The 18,315-nt window shown below is 69.7% G+C and carries 14 protein-coding genes; 2 read left to right on the top strand and 12 right to left on the bottom strand.

All coding sequences use genetic code 11. The features are described from left to right. Positions 1-6: 6 nt before the first annotated feature. The 7 genes from groL to KBO27_RS15745 all read right to left on the bottom strand — a co-directional run bounded on the left by groL (position 7) and on the right by KBO27_RS15745 (position 7,863). Positions 7-1,656, bottom strand: a complete 1,650-nt coding sequence (groL, locus tag KBO27_RS15775; RefSeq protein ID WP_210970752.1) for a chaperonin GroEL — start codon at positions 1,654-1,656, stop codon at positions 7-9. A gap of 57 nt (positions 1,657-1,713) precedes the next feature. Then, a complete protein-coding gene (locus KBO27_RS15770; RefSeq protein ID WP_210970751.1) occupies positions 1,714-2,433 on the bottom strand; it encodes an iron-sulfur cluster assembly protein in 720 nt (239 codons plus the stop codon). Further along, complete coding sequence (locus KBO27_RS15765) at positions 2,430-3,437, bottom strand: amidohydrolase family protein (protein WP_210970750.1); 1,008 nt, start codon at positions 3,435-3,437, stop codon at positions 2,430-2,432. Before KBO27_RS15765 ends, KBO27_RS15770 begins: the two co-directional genes overlap by 4 nt. Positions 3,438-3,520: 83 nt before the next feature. After that, the gene (gene mimD / locus KBO27_RS15760; RefSeq protein ID WP_372448852.1) at positions 3,521-3,871 is read right to left on the bottom strand and encodes a propane 2-monooxygenase effector subunit MimD; all 351 of its coding nucleotides are present in this window, start codon (positions 3,869-3,871) and stop codon (positions 3,521-3,523) included. Further along, entirely contained in the window at positions 3,868-4,980 is a 1,113-nt protein-coding gene (locus KBO27_RS15755) for an aromatic/alkene monooxygenase hydroxylase subunit beta (protein WP_210970749.1), read from the bottom strand. The genes mimD and KBO27_RS15755 overlap by 4 nt, the downstream gene beginning before the upstream one ends. 74 nt (positions 4,981-5,054) lie before the next feature. After that, on the bottom strand, positions 5,055-6,104 hold the full coding sequence (locus tag KBO27_RS15750; RefSeq protein ID WP_210970748.1) for a 2Fe-2S iron-sulfur cluster-binding protein: 1,050 nt from the start codon (positions 6,102-6,104) through the stop codon (positions 5,055-5,057). A 121-nt stretch (positions 6,105-6,225) separates the two neighbouring features. Then, a complete protein-coding gene (locus tag KBO27_RS15745) occupies positions 6,226-7,863 on the bottom strand; it encodes a ferritin family protein (protein ID WP_210970747.1) in 1,638 nt (545 codons plus the stop codon). Positions 7,864-8,050: 187 nt separating this feature from the next. Here KBO27_RS15745 and KBO27_RS15740 point away from each other — a divergent pair, with 187 nt between their 5' ends. After that, positions 8,051-9,838 (top strand): sigma-54-dependent Fis family transcriptional regulator, encoded by a 1,788-nt coding sequence (locus tag KBO27_RS15740; RefSeq protein ID WP_210970746.1) that lies wholly within the window; start codon positions 8,051-8,053, stop codon positions 9,836-9,838. Positions 9,839-9,896: 58 nt separating this feature from the next. On the opposite strand, the gene uidB is transcribed toward KBO27_RS15740, so the two are convergent. The 5 genes from uidB to KBO27_RS15715 all read right to left on the bottom strand — a co-directional run bounded on the left by uidB (position 9,897) and on the right by KBO27_RS15715 (position 16,952). Continuing rightward, positions 9,897-11,246, bottom strand: coding sequence for a glucuronide transporter (gene uidB, locus KBO27_RS15735; RefSeq protein WP_210970745.1), 1,350 nt, complete (start codon positions 11,244-11,246; stop codon positions 9,897-9,899). A 17-nt stretch (positions 11,247-11,263) separates the two neighbouring features. Continuing rightward, positions 11,264-13,057, bottom strand: a complete 1,794-nt coding sequence (gene uidA / locus KBO27_RS15730) for a beta-glucuronidase (RefSeq protein ID WP_210970744.1) — start codon at positions 13,055-13,057, stop codon at positions 11,264-11,266. A 98-nt stretch (positions 13,058-13,155) separates the two neighbouring features. After that, positions 13,156-14,460, bottom strand: a complete 1,305-nt coding sequence (locus KBO27_RS15725; protein WP_307870433.1) for a mannitol dehydrogenase family protein — start codon at positions 14,458-14,460, stop codon at positions 13,156-13,158. Next, the gene (uxaC, locus tag KBO27_RS15720; RefSeq protein WP_210970743.1) at positions 14,457-15,899 is read right to left on the bottom strand and encodes a glucuronate isomerase; all 1,443 of its coding nucleotides are present in this window, start codon (positions 15,897-15,899) and stop codon (positions 14,457-14,459) included. The genes KBO27_RS15725 and uxaC overlap by 4 nt, the downstream gene beginning before the upstream one ends. 60 nt (positions 15,900-15,959) lie before the next feature. Next, positions 15,960-16,952 (bottom strand): LacI family DNA-binding transcriptional regulator, encoded by a 993-nt coding sequence (locus KBO27_RS15715; protein ID WP_210970742.1) that lies wholly within the window; start codon positions 16,950-16,952, stop codon positions 15,960-15,962. 119 nt (positions 16,953-17,071) lie between these two features. Here KBO27_RS15715 and manD point away from each other — a divergent pair, with 119 nt between their 5' ends. Next, complete coding sequence (manD, locus tag KBO27_RS15710) at positions 17,072-18,307, top strand: D-mannonate dehydratase ManD (RefSeq protein WP_210970741.1); 1,236 nt, start codon at positions 17,072-17,074, stop codon at positions 18,305-18,307. The last annotated feature ends 8 nt before the right edge of the window (positions 18,308-18,315 follow it).

Genomic DNA, 18,315 nt, shown 5'->3' with positions numbered 1-18,315 from the left:
GCCCCTCTAGTAGATGTTCGAGGGGCGCACCATTCCTTCTGCCAGGTCGCCGGTGCCGGGGGCCATGATCGCCCCCGGATTCCCCACGATCTCCTCGACTACGGCGGTTTCCGTGGTGATCAGCAGCGCCGCGATGGACGCCGCGCTCTCCAGCGCCGAACGGGTCACCTTCAACGGGTCCACGACGCCGGCGGCGAACAGGTCGCCGTACTCGCCGGTGAGCGCGTCGAACCCGTTGCCCACGTCCATGGCGGCCACGCGGGTGACGACCTCTCCCCCGTCGTAGCCGGCGTTCCCGGCGATCCACCGCAGCGGTTCGCCGAGCGCGCGGCGCACGATCTCGCGCCCCTGGGCCGCATCACCGTCGAGTCCGACGAGGTCGACGCACCGGCCCGCCTGGGCCAGCGACGCGCCGCCACCGGCCACCACGCCCTCCTCCAGGGCCGCCCGAGCCGCCGCCAGCGAATCCTCGACCCGCAGCATCCGCTCCTTGAGCTCCACGCTGGTCGCCGCGCCGACGCTGACAACGGCGATGCGGCCCGACAGCCGCGCGATGCGCAGCCGCAGGCTGTCCTGGTCGTGCTCGATCCTGGCCCGCTGCAGCAGGTTCTCCAGCTGGCCGATCCGGCCCCGAACGGCCGATTCCTCGCCCGCACCACCGATGATCGTCGTGGTGTCCTCGGTGATCGTGATGTGCTCGCAGCTGCCGAGGTCCCGCTCGGTGACATCGGCCAGCGCGATGCCCGAGTCATCGCTGACCACGCGCCCGCCGAGTGCCGAGGCCAGGTCCTCCAGCTCCGCGACCCTGCGGTGGCCGAAGCCGGGAGCGCGCACCACGACCGAGGGGCACGTGCCGTGCACGTTGCCGCTGAGGATCATCTGCAGCGCGGCACCGTCGACGTTCTCCGCGACGACCACCAGCGGGCGGTCCAGCCTGCGAGCCGCCTCCACCGTGGGCATCAGCTCCTGGACCTGGCTGATCTTCTTGTTGGTCAGCAGGATCACCGGGTCGTCGTAGCCGACCTCCATGCGCTCCCGGTCGGTGACCATGTAGGGCGAGGTGTAGCCGTGGTCGAACTCGATGCCGTCGACCAGCTCGACGCTCAGGCCGGTGCCCTCGGACTCCTCCACCTCGACGACTCCGTCGCCGCCCACCGCGGCCAGGGCCTGCGCGATCACCCGGCCGATCCGCTCGTCGTCGCCTGCCGCCAGGGTGGAGATCCGCTCCAGCTCGGTCTCACCGGAGACCTGGGTGGAGGACTTCCGCAGCCACTCGACCACGGCGTCCACGGTCTCCTCGATGCCGCGACGCACCCGCATCGGGTTCGCCCCCTCGCTCAGGGCCGCGAGCCCCTCGCGCACCATGGCCTGGGCGAGCACGGTCGCGGTGGTGGTGCCGTCGCCCACGGCACCGTTGGTCTTCATCGCGACTTCCTTGACCAGCTGGGCACCCATGTTCGCGAAGGGCTCCCGCAGCTGCACTTCCCTGGCGATCGTCACGCCGTCGTTGGTGATGGTCGGCGGGCCGGTCAGCTTCTCCAGCACCGCGTTGCGCCCCTTGGGCCCCAGCGTCACCTTCACCGCGTCGGCCAGCGCGTTGACGCCCAGCTCCAACTGGCGTCGTGCGTCGACGCTGAACCGCAGCTCCTTGGCCATGATTCCCACTTCCCTCTCTGCGCAGCAGATCTACCAACACCCGGACACGGGCCCAGCTCAGGTGGTTCTCGAATTCGTGATGACGACGTCGTTCTCGGCGTAGCGGGTCGCGAGCAGGCCCCGGCAGAAGTGGGCGTTGCCCTCGATCGAGACCCTCGTGGCGGCGGCGAAGCGCAGCCACAGCGCGGTATCGGTGCTCGGGATCGGTGCGCCCTCGTGGTCGACGAGCACGCGCGCATGCGCATGACCGGGCAGTCCGATCGCCTCCCGCCGCCGCACCAGGGCGGCCTTGAGACGCCCCTCGGGCAGGTCGAACAGCTCCAGCAGCGGCAGCTCGTCGAGCGACCACGCACCACCGCCGAGCACCGACCGGCAGCAGCGCTCCACCGCCGCCAGGTGGGCCTTGCGCTGGAAGGTGCGGCGCAGCTCGTCGAGCCCCTCCTCGGCCTCGGAACCGAAGGTTCCGGCGTACCCGAGTCCGGCGGCGATACCGTTGTTGATCTTCGCGGAGTCGTGGTGGTCGTCCAGCAGCACCCGAACACGTCCCACCCCGGGCACTTCGGCGAGCGCGTCGTGGGCGTCGGCCACCATCAGGTAGGCGAAGTTGGGGGCGCAGAACGAGGTCGGCAGGCGCAGGTGCACCTCGACCCCTTCGTCGTCGACGACCACCGAGCGCACGAACCCCAGCTCCGTCACGGGCTCGTCCAGCTCGGGGTCGGTCACCGTCGCCAATGCCGCCAGGACGTCGGTCTCCACGGAGCGGAGGGTGGTGGTCATCGCGCCTCCGCCCCCGCCACCGCGGCGATCTGGAGCTCGCCGGGAACGTCGATGTCGTACAGAGCGGCGGCGTTGAGCCCGAGGACCTTCCTCTTCTGCTCCGCCGTGATCGGCGCGTACTCCGTCAGGTCCGCCGGGATCTGGAAGTCGACGAACTTCTCCACCAGCCACCCCGGTGTCCACAGGGCGTAGTCGCTGCCGAAGAGGATCCGGTCCTCGCCGATCCAGTAGAGGAGCTCGCCGATGATCTGCGCGAAGTACCGGGGACGGGAGTGGATGAACGGCATCGCGACCGCGAGCCCGCCGTAGACGTTGGGCTCCTGCGTGGCGATCCAGCAGAAGTCCTCCAGCCGCGGCAGCCCGACGTGCTCGACGACGAAGTTGAGGTCGGTGTAGTCGGTGGCGACCTTGTCGACGTCGGCGACGTCGAAGGCGTCCCGGTCCAGCGGCCGGATCGTGGGTCCCTTGTGGACGTGGATGTTCTTGATGCCGAGTTCGAGGCATTCTTCGAGGTAGCGACGCGACCACCGGTCGTCGAGCCGGTACCCGCGCGAGTCGCCGTTCCACTCGGCGGTGTAGAGCTTGACTCCCTGGAGGTTCATCCGCTCGGCGTCCCGGCGCAGCTGCTCCAGGCCGGCCTCACCGTTTCGGGGATCGTAGGCGTGGTTGTAGGTCAGCTTGTCCGGATGCCGCTGGGTGAGACCGAACGCCTCCTCCGTCTGACCGAAGCCCGTCTCGTAGAAGTCGTTGAGCAAGGTCGCCTGGAAGATGGCGTGATCCACGTGGCCGTCGTCGAAGACGTCCTTCATGAACCGCTCGGAGCCGTAGTAGGTGTAGGTGTCGTAGTCCCACACGTGCTCCTCGGGGCTGAGGTTGCGGTGGTAGTCGTAGAAGCAGTCGATGAACTGCTTGCCGTGGATGTTCTTGCGGTTCGACTCGCGGGCGTCCCAGATGTGGACGTGCCCGTCGACCACGAAATATCTCTCGCCGTCCTTCTCGTACATCGCAGCTGTCCCACCCTTCGTGCTGTGGAATCGCGGTGGCGGGGCTTGGAGCGCAGCACCCCGCCACCGCGGGCTCGGATCGGTCAGTCCCGCGCGAGCAGGTCGAAGCCGATGTACTCGGCCGCGTCCTCGGGGTTGGCGAACAGGATGGTGCGGTCGTCGAGGTGCACCATGCGGCCGTAGTGGGTGGAGCTGATCTCCTCGAAGATCGACCCGTCGAAGGGCTCACCGAGCGCCTCGGTCAGCTCGTCGTAGTCGAACTCCAGGAGCTTGGTGCCGTCCACGCGGATCATGGACGGGTACTCCACGAGCTCGATGCCCTCCTTGCCCGCCATCACCTCGGCGACCACGCGCCCGATCGGGGTGTTCATCAGGGTGACGCCGCACATGTTCGACGACCCCGCCTGCGAACCGAACTGCATGCTGCTGCTCACTGGTCCAACTCCTTCGGCACGTCGAGCCCGATTTCCTCGAGCAGCTGGCTGAACTTCTCCTTGGTCGCGCTCAACGAGTCGTCGAAGGTGCGCGTCTTCTCCGCCGGCTGGGACCAGATGGGCTGCAGCGCGTGCGCGGCGGCCAGGCACGGCGGGACCCACTTGGCCAGCCACCGGCCGAACAGCTCCCGGTTGGCGGCGCCGTGCTCCTCGTCGCGGGTGAGCAGCCGGAACAGCGCGCGGGTGTAGCCGAGGTCGCGGTTGTAGTCGTGCTCACCGGTTCCGACGATGGTCGGCGTGATGTAGTCGCCGTTCTTGGCCGAGATCTGCATGACCAGTTCAGAGCGGACGAGCTGGCCCACGAGCTGCTCGAAGATGACGTTCGTGCCGAACAGCAGCTCCGCCCAGTCGCCGACGGCGGTGAGCTCCTCGACGACCTTGCGGGTGGGTTGCCACTCCTGCGCCGAGTGCCAGACCTCGTGGTGCACGGTGCCTTCGAAGGACTCCAGGGACTCCGAGACGTCCAGGTTGAACAGGGCGAGGTCCTGGGCGAAGCGCATCTTGTGCGCCGCGTTGACCGCCACCGCCGTGTTGATCATGTTGGTCGGCCCGGAGCGCTGGATGGAGGTGAACACGTGCAGCGCCATGCCGTTCTCGGCGTGCATCCAGGCACCCAGGTTGCGAGCGATGAACTTCTGCCAGGCGGTGTTCCAGCCGCCGTAGGCGTCGGCGCGCTTGGCGTTCTCCAGCCCCAGGGAGACCTGACGCACCACCGCCGCGTTGTTGCGGTAGATCGTCTGCTCCCACTCCTCGTTGGGGTCCAGGAACGCGTGCCAGTCGGACGACTTCGCCGCCGTCCACTCCTGCGGGTATCCGCCGGGTCCGTCGCCGAAGCCGTAGATCCAGCCCTGGCTGAGGTGGCGCTCCGGGTCGGGCTGCACGTCGACGGTGACGTCCTCGTACACCGTGGCCCGCAGCTTGGCGGGCTTGAAGTAGTTGTAGCTCCGGCTCTTCGAACTGGGGAACTCCAGCGCGCCGGCCTCGGAATCGGTGAACTCGATCTTCGGGAAGCTGCGCTCCTTGGGCGCGGGCGTGGAACTGCTCGCCATCTGATCTCTCCTTTGACATCTCCGCTGCGACACCTGGGTATCGGGGGCGTTGACCGCTCCCCCGCCTGGCCGGATCACTCGTCGGGCTGGACCGCGGTGGTGAACTTGTCGTAGAAGACCTGGTCCTCGGGCACTCCCCGGCGCTCGGCCAGCGCCAGCGCCGCGTCCACCATCGGCGGGGGCCCGCACAGGTAGACCTCGGCCTTGTGCAGCTCGGGCTCGGCCGCCTCGACGACGTCGGTGACCACGCCGGTCTCTATCGCGACGTCGAGATCGCCTGCGCCGTCGGTGGATTCCGACAGCGCGACGACGAACCCGAAGTCCGCCAGCTGTTCACCCAGCGCGCGGATCTCGTCGAGGTAGAACAGGTCGGCGGCCGTGCGGGCGCCGTAGTAGAAGCGGATCCGGCGGGTGTCGCCGGTTTCACTGAGGTGCCGCAGCAGCCCGAGCACGGGCGCCATGCCCGCGCCACCGGCCATCAGCACCAGCGGCAGCACGTGCCCGTTCTTCAGGGTGAAGTTGCCGTAGGGCCCGGCCAGCTCGATCGTGTCGCCGACCGCGATGCCCTCCTCCAGCAGCGAGGAGAACCGGCCGCCCGGGTACTTCTTGATGACGAACTCGACGTGGTCGGCGGTCGACGGCGTCGTGGCCATCGAGAACGACCGGTGCTCGTCGGTGCCCGGGATGGTCAGGTCGGCGTACTGGCCGGCCTTGAACTCGTACGCGGCCGGTTCGACCGGTTTGAGCTTGAGGCCCACGATGTCGCGGGTGTGCTCGACGATCTCCAGGACCTCAGTGCTGACCTGCTGCAGCGGGGCCGAGTTGAGCAGCTCCTCCTCGTCGAAGTTGAGCAGCTCGATCGTGCAGTCGCTGAAGGCGTGCGCCCGGCAGAGCAGGACGTAGCCCTCCTCGACCTCGGCATCGTTGCAGGCGAAGGTGGAGTAGCGCTCCATCTGGATCTCGCCGTCGAGGACGTAGGACTTGCACGCCGAGCACTGTCCCTCGCGGCAGCCGTGCATGAGGTGAACGCCTTGGCGGAATGCGGCGTCGAGGATCTTCTCGTCCTCGCCCGCCTCCATCTCGATGTCGACGGGTTCGAAGGAGATGCGGTGCTTGTCGGCCATCGGAATCTCGATTCTCAGCGCGGCGTCCGCGACGTGGACGCCGGTGGCCCGGCTCAGGGGAAGGGGACCGCGGACGGCGGCGGTGAGGTGGTGGAACACCGCCGTCCGCGGTCTCAGACCGTCAGGACGAGGTCACGTTGGGGTTGGCGCGGTAGGACGCCGCCCACTCCTCGCGCTCCTGATCGGTCATCTGGTTGAGGGTCACGTTCGGGCTGGAGAACTGGATCCCTCGCAGGTCGTCGAGCGTCCACATCCGCTTCGGGTCGTCCAGGTCCAGGTGCGGCTGCGGGATGAGGGTCTTGCCGTCGTCCCGGACGTAGCCGAGGTCGGAGACGATGTCGGCCAAGTCCCGGTCGTGGTGCAGCGTCTCCCACTCGCGGTGCCCGGTGAGACGACCCATGTTCGGGGTCTCCCGGCCCTCGTACTCGCCGCGGAAGGCGACCGTGTCGGTCCAGGCGCAAGGCTCCGAACAGTAGGTCCGCCACTGGCCGTCGACCTTGTCGACCACCATGTCCTCGCGGATCAGGCAGGGGACCATGCAGGTCCAGCAGCGGTGCGGGTACTCGTAGCCGACGTCCTCGAAGGCGATCGGCTTGTTGCGGCCCGGGTAGCGGAGCCGGTTGTAGGCCTCCCACCACTTGCCGAACTGGTTGTACCAACCCGGGTACTTGTGCTCGAACCATTCGAAGTCGGTGTCGGTCATCGGGTCGATGCGCCAGTAGTTCACCGGCCAGCCGGTGGCGAAGAACTGCGCCACCCGGTGCACGTAGAACTGGTTGGTGATGCGGTTCCACGCCTGCTCGACCAGGTCGTGCGGGATGGTCAGGCCGTACTTCTCCAGCGGCAGCAGGTAGCTGCGGTAGTAGTCGTCGTAGATCCAGCGGCGCCACATCTCGGCGTAGGACTCGCGGTCCTTGCGGCGGTCCTTGGTGCCGTACTCGACGAAGGTGCCGATGGCGGCGTCGACCACGCAGTGGTTGTTCCACCACGCGTAGCGCAGGTCGCGCTCCAGCAGCGGGCGGTTGCGCTCGTCGGCCAGGGCCATCAGCAGGATGGAGTAGCCGTTGCTGATGTGCCGCGACTCGTCGGACTGCACCGAGTGGAAGACGGTGGGCAGCAGGTAGTCGCCGTTGGCGGCGGCCTCGTCGGGCATCGCGACGAACAGCGTGTTGGTGAAGGCGGTTTCGGCCACGACCGTCAGGTAGATGTTGGCCGCGGTGATCGCGTCACCGGTGATGAACCCCTCGCCGAACTGCCTGCCGATGGTGCCCGCGTAGTTGTTCGCGAACGCCTTCTCGGTGATGTCGAACCCGGCCGGATCGATGTAGTTGTTCATGTACAACTTCTTGAGGTTCATCTGGATCGTCGAGTGCCGGACCTCGTCGATCATCTGCACGGCGAGCCCGTTGTGGATCTCCGGGTTCGGCACGGCGTCGATGGCCATCGGCATCGCTCGCGCGGCCGAGATCTCCGGGAACGGGATGATGGACAGGAAGAGCTTCTGCCACTCCAACCAGCGCTGCTGCACCTGCCGGAACATGTTTCCCCGGACGGCGCCGTCCATCGCGCCGAAGACGCGGTTGTCCTTCTCCTCCTCCATCGGGAAGTACGACCGCATGATCTGCTTGAGCGGGTCCTTCTTCGGCGCCTTGTCGAAGGTGTAGTCGGTGCCGAAGCGGGTCGCGGGCGTGGCGAACGTCGGTTCCCACGACAGCTCGGTGATCTTGTTGTGCGCCTTGGTGAGACTCTGCCTGCTCAATTCAGCCTCCTCGAAGCCGGTGGTGCGAACGTGGGCAGTCGTCGCTGACGGAGGAGAGTGTGTTGCGGATCGCACTCGACATCTGTCTCAATGTGAGATCGAGGCTCCGGTGAGTAGTCACCACGATGAGCCTGCGTGGGGTGGAACAGCGCAGTGGCCCAGCGCGCAGACGTCAAGGGAGACGCTCATGTCGACGCACGGACACAGATCAGATGCGCAGCTCAGCGCCTTGCGGGAGAAGTTCCTGGCGTGTCCTCGGACCGAGTTCTCCGGGGTTCGGGGGATCATCTCCGCGTCCTGGCGGCGCGCGCTGGAGCACGACGTCGCCACCGACGAACCCGATCCGATCTTCGTCGCCGACCGCGACGAGGAGAGCCTCCTGGTCCGCAGTGCGACGCCGATCCTGGAGAACCTGTCCACCGAACTCGTCGGCCACCCGGTCGCGGTGCTGCTCACCGACGCCAACGGTCTGGTCGTGCGCCGGTCGAGCGCGGATCGCGCGCTGCACGCCGGGCTGGACCGGATCTCGCTGGCCCCGGGGTACAGCTACGCCGAGGAGTCCATCGGGACCAACGGCATCGGCACCACGCTCGAATGCCAGGAACCGGTGCTGGTCTCGGGTTTCGAGCACTTCAACAGCCGGCTCGCCGACTTCGAGTGCGCGGGCACTCCGATCTACCACCCGGTGCGCGGCCACCTGGTCGGGGCGCTGGACCTGACCTCGTGGGCCGGAACCCCGGGACCGCTGCTGCTGACCCTCGCGCGCCGGACCGCCAAGCAGATCGAGGACGCGATACTGGAAGGTCTCGGAACGCGCGAACTGGCGTTGTTCCGCGAGTACCTGTCCTCCTGCCAGCGCGGTTCGGGCGCGATCTTCGCGGTCAACGAGGACGTCGTGATGGTCAACAGCCACGCCCAGGACCTCTACGACGCTGCCGACCGGGCGGCTCTGATCACCCACTCCGCCGACGTGGCCGGGTGCCGCGAGCGGGCCACCGTGCTGGCCGACCTGCCCTCCGGGCTGATCGCGCGCCTGGAATACCGGCCGGTGTACAGCGGAACGCTGCTGGCCGGAGGCGTGTTCCGCGTCAAGAACCACACGCCGTCCCCGCGCTCCCCCGGCATGCCCGACCTGCCGCTGCCGGGAGTCGTCGGGGCCAGCGCCGCGTGGCGGCAGGCGTGCTCGGCGGCCGACACCAGCTACCGGGGCGGGAGCTGGCTGATCCTCAGCGGCGAGCCCGGCACCGGCAAGGCCGCTCTCGCGCGAGCCGTCGCGCGTCGCCACGCACCGAGCTGCCACCTGGTGGAGCTGGACTGCGCGGATGTCGACGACGTCGAGGCGTGGACCGAAGCGCTCGCCCAGCACGTGTCCGACGAGACCTCCCCGGTGGTCGTGCTGCGCCACGCCGACGCGATCGGGCCGCAGGACGTGCAGCACCTCACCGACCTGTTCACCTCGTGGCAGGCCGCCCCTGGCGAGCAGGCGCCGTCCTGGGTCGCGGTCACACTCAGCGATGAACCGGACGAGCCGGATGCGGTGGGCCTGCTGATGCCGTTCTTCGCGCACACCGTCGAGGTTCCGCCGCTGCGCCACCGGACCGAGGACCTGCAACGCCTGGTTCCGCACCTGCTGGCCCGGCACGCGCGCTGCCGGGAACTGGTGGCCTCCGACGCCTGCCTGCGCCAGCTGATGCGGCTGCCGTGGACGGGCAACGTCCGGCAGCTGGAGCGCGTGCTGGCCGAGGTCTCCCGCAGGCACCGCTCGGGTCCGATCGCGGTCACCGACCTGCCTGCCGAGTGCCGGACCGTCACGCGCCGCCAGCTCACCCACATGGAGTCGATCGAGCGCGACGCCATCGTCCAGAGCCTCGCGGCCAACCACGGGAACAAGGAGCACGCGGCAGCCGACCTCGGCATGTCTCGCGCGACGATCTACCGCAAGATCCGCTCGTTCGGGATCGTCTGCGGCAGTTGAGATTTCGCCCGCTCCGGCGAGGCCGCTCCTCCTGGGGAAGCGGCCTCGCCGGTGTTCGTCAGGCGGGGGTGTGCGTCTTCGCGCTCTCGCGGCGCTCGGCGACCTCGGCGGTCATGTCGCGGAAGCGCTTCTCGGTGAGCGGGTAGAAGGCCATGATCGCGATGCCGACCGCCGCGCAGCCGATCGGGACGATGCCCGCCGCGGCCCGGATTCCCCAGAGCGCCGTGGCGCTCTGCACCTCGGCGCCGCCGACGTAGCCGGCGAGCCCGATGGTGTAGGCCGCCGCGGCACCGCCGAGGGCCTGGCCGACCTTGCGGACGAACGAGAACACCGCGTAGGTGGTGCCTTCGGTGCGCGCCCCCGTCCGCCACTCGCCGTACTCGACCGTGTCGGCCTCCAACGACCACATCAGCGTGTTGACCAGGCCCAACCCGGTGCCGATGAGCACGAACGCGCCCAGGGCGAGGTAGGGCGCCGAGGCGGGCGCGAACATCGCCACCGCGGAGCCGACCGCCGTGACCGCACCTCCCGCCATGTAGCCCGCCCGCTTGCCGATCGTGCGCACCACGTACGGGACCACCGGCGCGATCAGGAACATCAGTCCTGTTTGGAGCACCGTGAGCACGATGTAGAGGTTGGCGTCGCCCAGGACGTCCCGCGCGTAGTAGACCCCGATCGTCTGGATCGAGAACATCGCGGTCAGGAAGAACAACGAGCTGACGCACAGCAGTTGCAGCGGCGTGTTCTGCCGCAGCGTGCGCAGGCTCGTCCGCAACCCCACGGTGCCCACGTCGCGCTGGACGGTCTCGCGAGCGGTGAAGAAGGTGAACAGGTACAGCGCCGAGCCGATCACCACGAACACCAGCGTGGTCAGCTGCAACGACGCCTGCAGGTTCTCCGCGTTCTTGATCTGCGGTGCGACCACGAGGCTCAGCAGGAGCATCGACGCCGCCGACCCCATCGACCGCGCGCTGGCGAGCTTCGCGCGCTCCACCGGTTCCTGCGTCATCGCCGCCGCCAGTGACCCGTAGGGGATGTTGACCAGGCTGTAGACCGTGCCGACCGCCGCGTAGGTGAGGTAGGCGTAGATGAGCTTCGCCGTCAGGCTGCCGTCCGGCACCGAGAACGTCGCCACGCTCAGCAGCAGCAGCGGGAGCGACCCGAACAGCAGCCAGGGGCGGAACTTCCCCCACCGGCTCGACGTCCGGTCCACCAGGCGGCCCGCCACCAGATCGGCGACGCCGTCCCACACCCGCACGATGAGGAAGAGGGTTCCCGCTGCGGCAGCGGGGATCCCGGCCACGTCGGTGTAGTAGAGCAGCAGGAACATCGAGGCCATCGAGAAGGCCAGGTTGTTGGCGGCGTCGCCGGCCGCGTAACCGAGGAGCTGTTGCGCTCTGAGCTTCATCGGAGCACCTCCCCCCGTCACTCGACCGCGTCGCCGCGCGCGTTCCAGCGCCGCTTCAGCGAGAACGCGGCGGCCTTCGGACGGCGGTCGCGGGTGAACACGCCCTTCTTGTTGCCGTCCACGCGCGCGAACCCGGCGCTGGTGGCGAAGTCGGCGAAGTTCCAGACCTGCTCCCCGACAACGGCTTCCACCCGGTCGAACACGCGGTGGTACATCTCCAGCAGCTCGACCTGGTACTCCTCGGTCCACGGCTGCGTCACCGCGGAGTGCACGCCCGCCTGGGCGTCCGCGCCGTACTCGGTCATGATGATCGGCTTGCCCTCGCACCGCACCCACTCGTGGAGCTCGGCCTCCAGCGCGCGCTCCGCGGCGGCGAGGTCACCGGCTTGGACGTACCAGCCGTAGTAGCGGTTGATCATCACGACGTCGGAGAACTCGGCGACCTTGCACTCGCCCGCCGGGGCGAACATGACGTTGACGAACCCGACCGGCCGGGAGGGGTCGAGAGCGCGCGCCTCGGCGAACAGCGGCTTGAAGTAGTCGCGGGCGGCGTCGGTGTGCGACTCCGGTTCGTTGGCGATGCTCCACAGCACGACGCTGGGGTGGTTCTTGTCCCGTTCCACCAGCTCGCGGATCGCCTGCCGGTGCGCCTCCTGGGTGCGGGCGCTGACCGTCTCGTCCGAGTAGGTCTCCTGCGTGCTGGAGGAGACGATGCCGCCGCCGATGCCGAGGTTGAGGCCCACCGCCGCGGTCTCGTCGATCACCACGATGCCGTGCCGGTCGGCGTAGTCGAGCACCTCCTCCGCGTACGGGTAGTGCGAGGTGCGCAGCGAGTTGGCACCGATCCACTCCAGCAGGGCGAAGTCGTGCACCATCGACGCGTCGTCGTGGCCCTTGCCGCGCACCACGTGATCCTCGTGCATGCCGAAACCGGTGAAGTAGAACGGTTCTCCGTTGATCAGGAAGTCCGTCCCGTCGATGGCGACGGTGCGCACGCCCACGTTCAGCGAGTACCGGTCGACGACGGCTTCATCTGCGCCGAGCAGCTCCACGCGCAGGTCGTACAGGTAGCCCTCGCCGGGCCGCCACGGGTGCACGTCCTCGACCCGCAGCCGACCGGACAGGCCCTCGGCCCGCGCGACCTCGGTTCCCTCGGCGTCGTGCAGCGCGACGCGCGCCCGCTCGCCCTCCGAGGCGCGCACCTCGTAGTCGACGGTTCCGGCGAGCCCGTCGAGGTCGGTCGTCACCGTCACGTCGGTGATGTGCGCGGCCGGGGTCGCGTACAGCGACACCGTGCGGTGCAGGCCGGCGTAGTTGAAGAAGTCGTGGTGGTAGCGCTGCCTCGGCCCGTCTGGGGTGTCCTCGACGTAGCCGGGCGGGATGGAGTCCCAGTCCAGCCGGTTGTCGACGACGACGGTGACGCGGTTGGCCTCGCCCAGTCGCACCAGATCCGTCACGTCGGCTTCGAACGGGGTGTAGCCGCCCACGTGCGAGACGACCTCCTGGTCGTCGACCCACACCGTGGCGCGGTGCGCCGCGGCGCCGAAGCGCAGCACGATCCGCTGCCCGCCCCAGGTCGCGGGCACGTGCGCGCACGTCTGGTACCAGACCTCGCCGACGTGATCGCGCACCGCCGCATCGGCAGGAATGTCGTTGTAGCTGGCCGGAACCGGCATCTCCGCTTTGCCCGGCAGCGCGCCGCGCCACCAGTGCTGGTCGCGCCCGACCCCCTCGGCGTCGACCGCGAAGCGCCACAACCCATCGAGCGCGCGGCAGTCGCGGAAGGCGTTGGTGAGAGGACGAAGCATCATTGCTCCCTTCTTCTTCGGGTTCCGCGCCCGGAGCAGCCGTTCTGCTGCTGGACCGGCGCGGGGTCAGGGACCGGACCCGCTCGCAGCGGGCCCGGGTGTCAGCGGCGGGTCGTCAGCACCGAACCCCGGCCGGCCATCGACCGCACTTCGGTTCCGACGGCGGAGACAAGCTCGTCGTCCGCACCGATCTCCGGGTCCAGGGCGAGCAGGGACCGGCGGACGGCATCGGTCGACCGCGCCGCCTCGGCCAGCTCCGCGGCGCGCGGGTCGCGGGCCTGCCCGGCCTGGACGTGACGCAACCACGCGGCGAGACCGAACACCACCGGTGCGGGCAGCCGCCCCGCGGCGCGCTCCGCGCGGAGCACCGGCAGCAGCCGGGCCGGGATCTTCTGCGAGCCGTCGTGGGCGATCTGCGCCAGCTCGTGCCGGATGCCTCGCGCGGCGAAGCGGATGAGCAGGTTCCGCCGGTATTCGGCGATCTCCGCCGGATCCACCGCGATGTGCCGGGCGGCGGTGTCCCACCACTCCTGCACGAGCGCGGCGAGGCGACCGTCGTTGACCGCGTCGCGGATGGTGCGGTGGCCGCGCGCGAGCCCGGCGTAGGCGAGCAGCGTGTGCGCGCCGTTGAGGAACCACAGCTTCCGGCTGGCGTAGACGTCGACGTCGTCGACGAACCGCGCTCCGCGCCGCTCCCACTGCGGTCGCCCGGCGGCGAAGCTCCCGCACAGCAGCCACTCGGTGAACGGCTCGGCCACCACGGGCGCCTCGTCGTGGAGCCCGCTCAGCCGCGCGGCGGCCTCCGCGTCGCCGCTGACCGGCGCGGGCGTGATCCGGTCGACGACCGTGCTGACGATGCTGACGTGGTCCTCGATCCACCCGGCGAGCCGGGCGTCGTCGCTCACCGACGCGCGGAGCACCGAGCGCAGCACCGCGCCGTTGGCCGGGAGGTTGTCGCAGGGGACCAGCGTGATCGGCGCGCCGTTGGCTCGGTACCGCCCGCGCAGCCCGGCCAGCAGCCGAGCCGTGGCGGAGTCGCGTCCGGGTTCCGGTGGCGCGTAGGCCGCTTCGGTGACGGTCAGCGTGACCACCTCGACCTCGGGCGAGGCGAGGTCGCGCAACCACGGCTCCACCTCGACGCCCGCGTGCGCGCGGCTGATGGCACCGATCGCCTCGACCGCGTCCGTCTCGCCCGGCACGCGCATCGTGTACGCGCCCTCCTGCGCGTTGAGCGCGCGCGGCAGCTCGGTGTTGCGGAACGTGTAGGCGGCGATCCCCCAGTCCGGCGCGGCGGCGGTGTACCACGCCTGGTGGGAGCGGTGGAAACTTCCCAGCCCCAGGTGCACGGCGCGCACGGGCGCGGCGGGGGCGAGCTTCGCCGAGGCCCGCGTGATCGCGGCCGTCACAGCCGGAACGCCTTGCGCGGCAGGGCGTCGTTGAGGTCGTGCAGCACGGCCGCTGCGTCCTCCTCGCCCATGACGTGCTCGGCGACCAGGCTCGCCAGATGTCCGGCATCGACCCGCCGAGCCGTGTCGTGGCGGGCCGGGATCGAGCAGAAACCCCGGGTGTCATCCACGAAACCGGCCGTGCGGTGGAAACCCGCCGTCTCGGTCACCGCGTCGCGGAACCGGCGCATCGCGCGCGGCGCGTCGAGGAACCACCACGGAGCACCCAGGTACAACGTCGGGTAGAACCCGGCCAGCGGCGCCAGCTCCCGCGAGAACACCGTCTCGTCGAGGGTGAACACCACGGACTGGAAGCGCGGGTGCGTGCCGAAGCGCTCCAGCATCGGCCGCAGCGCCAGGGTGAACTCGTTGCGCACGGGGATGTCGTGACCGGTGTCCGCGCCGTAGCGCGAGAACGTCGGCGAGTGGTGGTTGCGGCAGCTCCCGGTGTGCAGCGCCATCACCAGACCGTCCTCGCTGGACATCCGGGCGCTCTCCCCCAGCAGCTGCCGGGACAGCAGCCGCGCCTCCTCGGGCGTCGCGGTTCCCCGGCGGACGGAGTCGAAGAGCCGGGACGCCTCGTCGGCGGGGAGGAAGGCCATCTCGGGGCTCGGGGCGCCGTGGTCGGTGGCCGTCGCGCCGTGCTCCCGGAAGTGGTCGCGCCGGGCTTCCAGCGCCCGGACCAGGCCCTGGTAGCTGTCGGTGTCGATCCCGCCGGCCTGCGCGAGCTCGTCGAGCGCCCGCTGCCAGCCCTGGCCGGTGGCGTCGAGGTAGCGGTCCGGGCGGAAGGTCGGCACGACCCGGCCCGACCAGCTCGGATCGGCCGCCAGGGCCTGGTGGTGGCGCAGGTCGTCGGCCGGGTCGTCGGTGGTGGCCAGGACCTCGATGTTGAAGGACTCGAACAGCGCGCGCGGCCGCAGCGCGGGTTGCGCGAGCTTGTCGACGAGCTCGTCGTAGAGCTCGTCGGCGGTGGCCTCGGACGGCTGGGACCGCACGCCGAGCACGTCGTGCAGCTCGGACTCGATCCACTGCCGCGAGGCCGTGCCCAGGAAGTGGTGCCAGTGCGAGCAGAACGCCCGCCACACCTCGCGCGGTTTCGCGGTCGGTGCGCCGTCCCCATCGCCGAGGCCGAGCTCGTTGAGCGACTTGCCGTGGGCGTGCAGCAGGCGGGTCACGTAGTGATCCGGTGTCACCAGCAGCGACGCCGGATCGGTGAAGGGCTCGTCGGCGGCGAGCAGCGCGGGGTCGACGTGGCCGTGCGGGCTGATCAGCGGGAGGTCCCGCACGCTGTCGTACAGCCGGCGGGCGATCGCTCGCTGCCCCGGGTCCACCGGGAGCAGGCGGTCGGGGTGCGGGCTCAGCGGCGTGCGGGCCGTGCTTGATGCTGTGACACCGTCCATGAGCGGAGCTTCAGCTCCGGACGGGCCCGCTGACAACCGGTTGCCAGCAGTTGCCAGCCGCTACCGCCCGGCCGGGCCCGTCGACCCCCGGATGACCATGTGCGAGTCGAGGGTGAGCGAACCGGGCCCGTCGCCGTGCCCCGACAGCCGCGCGTGCAGCACGTCCACCGCGTAGGACCCGAGCTTGTCTGCGGGACCCGCGATCGTCGTCAGCCCGGGAACGGTGAGGTCGGCGCCGAAGATGTCGTCGCAGCCGATCAGCGACAGGTCGTCGGGCACCCGGACGCCGGTGGCCCGCAGGCGTTGCAGCGCACCGATCGCGATGAGGTCGTTGTAACCGATCGCGGCCGAGACCTTCCCCAGCACCAGCGCGTCCGCGGCGTCCTCGCCGCCCTTGCGGTTGGGCGCGAACGGCCCGAGGAACGACACCTCGATGTCCAGCTGCGACGCCTCGTCGCGCACCGCCTGCCAGCGCTGCCCGTTGATCCAGGAGTTGCGCGGCCCGGACAGGTAGGCGATCCGTCGGTGGCCGAGCACGGCGAGGTGGCGCACGGCCTTGCGCATCCCGGCCGCGGTGTCCACGACCAGGCTCGGCACGCCCTCGACCTGGCGGTTGATCATCACCAGCGGGCGGTAGTCGGCGATCTGCCGCACGGCCTCGTCGGAGAGCCGCGAGGTGGCCAGGATTCCGCCGCTGGTGGTGGCCAGCAGTTGGCGCAGGTTGTTGGCCTCCAGGCGTGCCGACTCGTCGCTGTCGGTCAGCGCGAGCGTGAAGTTGCGCTCGATGGCCCGGCTCTGGGCCGCCTTGATCACGGTCGCGTAGTAGGGGTTGGAGATGTCGGTGACCACCAGCGTCAGCACCCGGATGCGCCCCGGCGCCTCCGCCCTGGCCAGCGGGCGCGGCTCGTAGCCGATCGCGTCGGCGGCGGCCTGGACGAGCTCCCGCGTGGCGGGGCTGACCCGGGCGGGGTTGCTGAAGGTCCGGGAGACGGTGGACGCGGCGAGGCCGCACTCGCGGGCCACGTCGTAGATCGTCGGTCGTGCCTGCTTCACTCGGCCTCCGCGACCCGCTCGGTTGACAACAATCGGCAACAAGTTGTCATGGTAGCCGGGCCTCCTTAGCTTGGGGAACCAGTCCACGCTCGAAGTCCCGTTCCCCAGAGGAGTCCGCTGTGCGCATCGACCGCGCCGACGTCATCGTCACCAGCCCCGGACGAAACTTCGTCACCTTGAAGATCACGACGTCCGACGGCGTGACCGGTTTCGGCGATGCCACGCTCAACGGCCGGGAACTCGCGGTGGCCTCCTACCTCCGGGACCACGTGGCGCCGCTGCTGATCGGCCGCGACGCCCACCGCATCGAGGACACCTGGCAGTACCTGTACCGGGGCGGCTACTGGCGGCGGGGGCCGGTGACGATGGCGGCCATCGCCGCGGTCGACACGGCGTTGTGGGACATCAAGGCCAAGGCCGCGGGAATGCCGCTGTACCAGCTGCTCGGCGGTGAGAGCCGCGAGCGCTGCCAGGTCTACGGCCACGCCAGCGGGCGGGAGCTGCCCGAGCTCTTCGACTCGATCCGGGCGCACCTCGACCTCGGTTTCACCGCGGTGCGGGTGCAGACCGGCGTCCCCGGCCTGCCCTCGGTGTACGGGGTGGCGTCGAGCTCGGCCGCGGGCGACGGAGGCGGGCGCTACGACTACGAGCCCGCGCGCAGGTCGGCCCGGCCCGCCGAGGAGACCTGGGACACCCGCGCCTACCTGCGTCACGTGCCGAGCGTCTTCGAGGCGGTGCGCAACGAGTTCGGCCCCGACCTGGCGCTGCTGCACGACGCGCATCACCGGCTCACCCCGATCCAGGCCGCGCGCCTGGGCCGATCGCTGGAACCGTACGACCTGTTCTGGTTGGAGGACGTGACGCCGGCCGAGAACCAGGAGGCGCTGCGACTGGTCCGCAGCCGCACGACCACCCCGCTGGCGATCGGCGAGGTGTTCAACACGATCTGGGACTACCAGACGCTCATCAGCGAGCAGCTCATCGACTACGTGCGCTCCCCCGTCACCCACGCGGGCGGCATCACCGGCGTGCGCCGGATCATGGACTACGCCGCGATGTACCAGATCAAGTCCGGGATGCACGGTCCGACCGACGTCTCACCGGTCGGCATGTCGGCGGCCGTGCACCTGGGAATCGCGTTGCACAACTTCGGGATTCAGGAGTACATGCTCCACGACGAGCGGACCAACGCGGTGTTCGGACCGACGGTCGAGTTCGCCGAGGGCGGCCTGCGGCCGAGCCAGGAACCCGGTCTCGGCATCAACTTCGACGAGCAGCTGGCCGAGAAGTACCCGTACGAACCGGCGTACCTGCCGACCAACCGACTCCTGGACGGCACGGTCCACGACTGGTGACCCCCGGT

It is taken from the genome of Saccharopolyspora endophytica (assembly GCF_018070075.1).
GTDB lineage: Bacteria > Actinomycetota > Actinomycetes > Mycobacteriales > Pseudonocardiaceae > Saccharopolyspora > Saccharopolyspora endophytica.
This window is presented reverse-complemented; position numbering and strand designations above follow the sequence as displayed.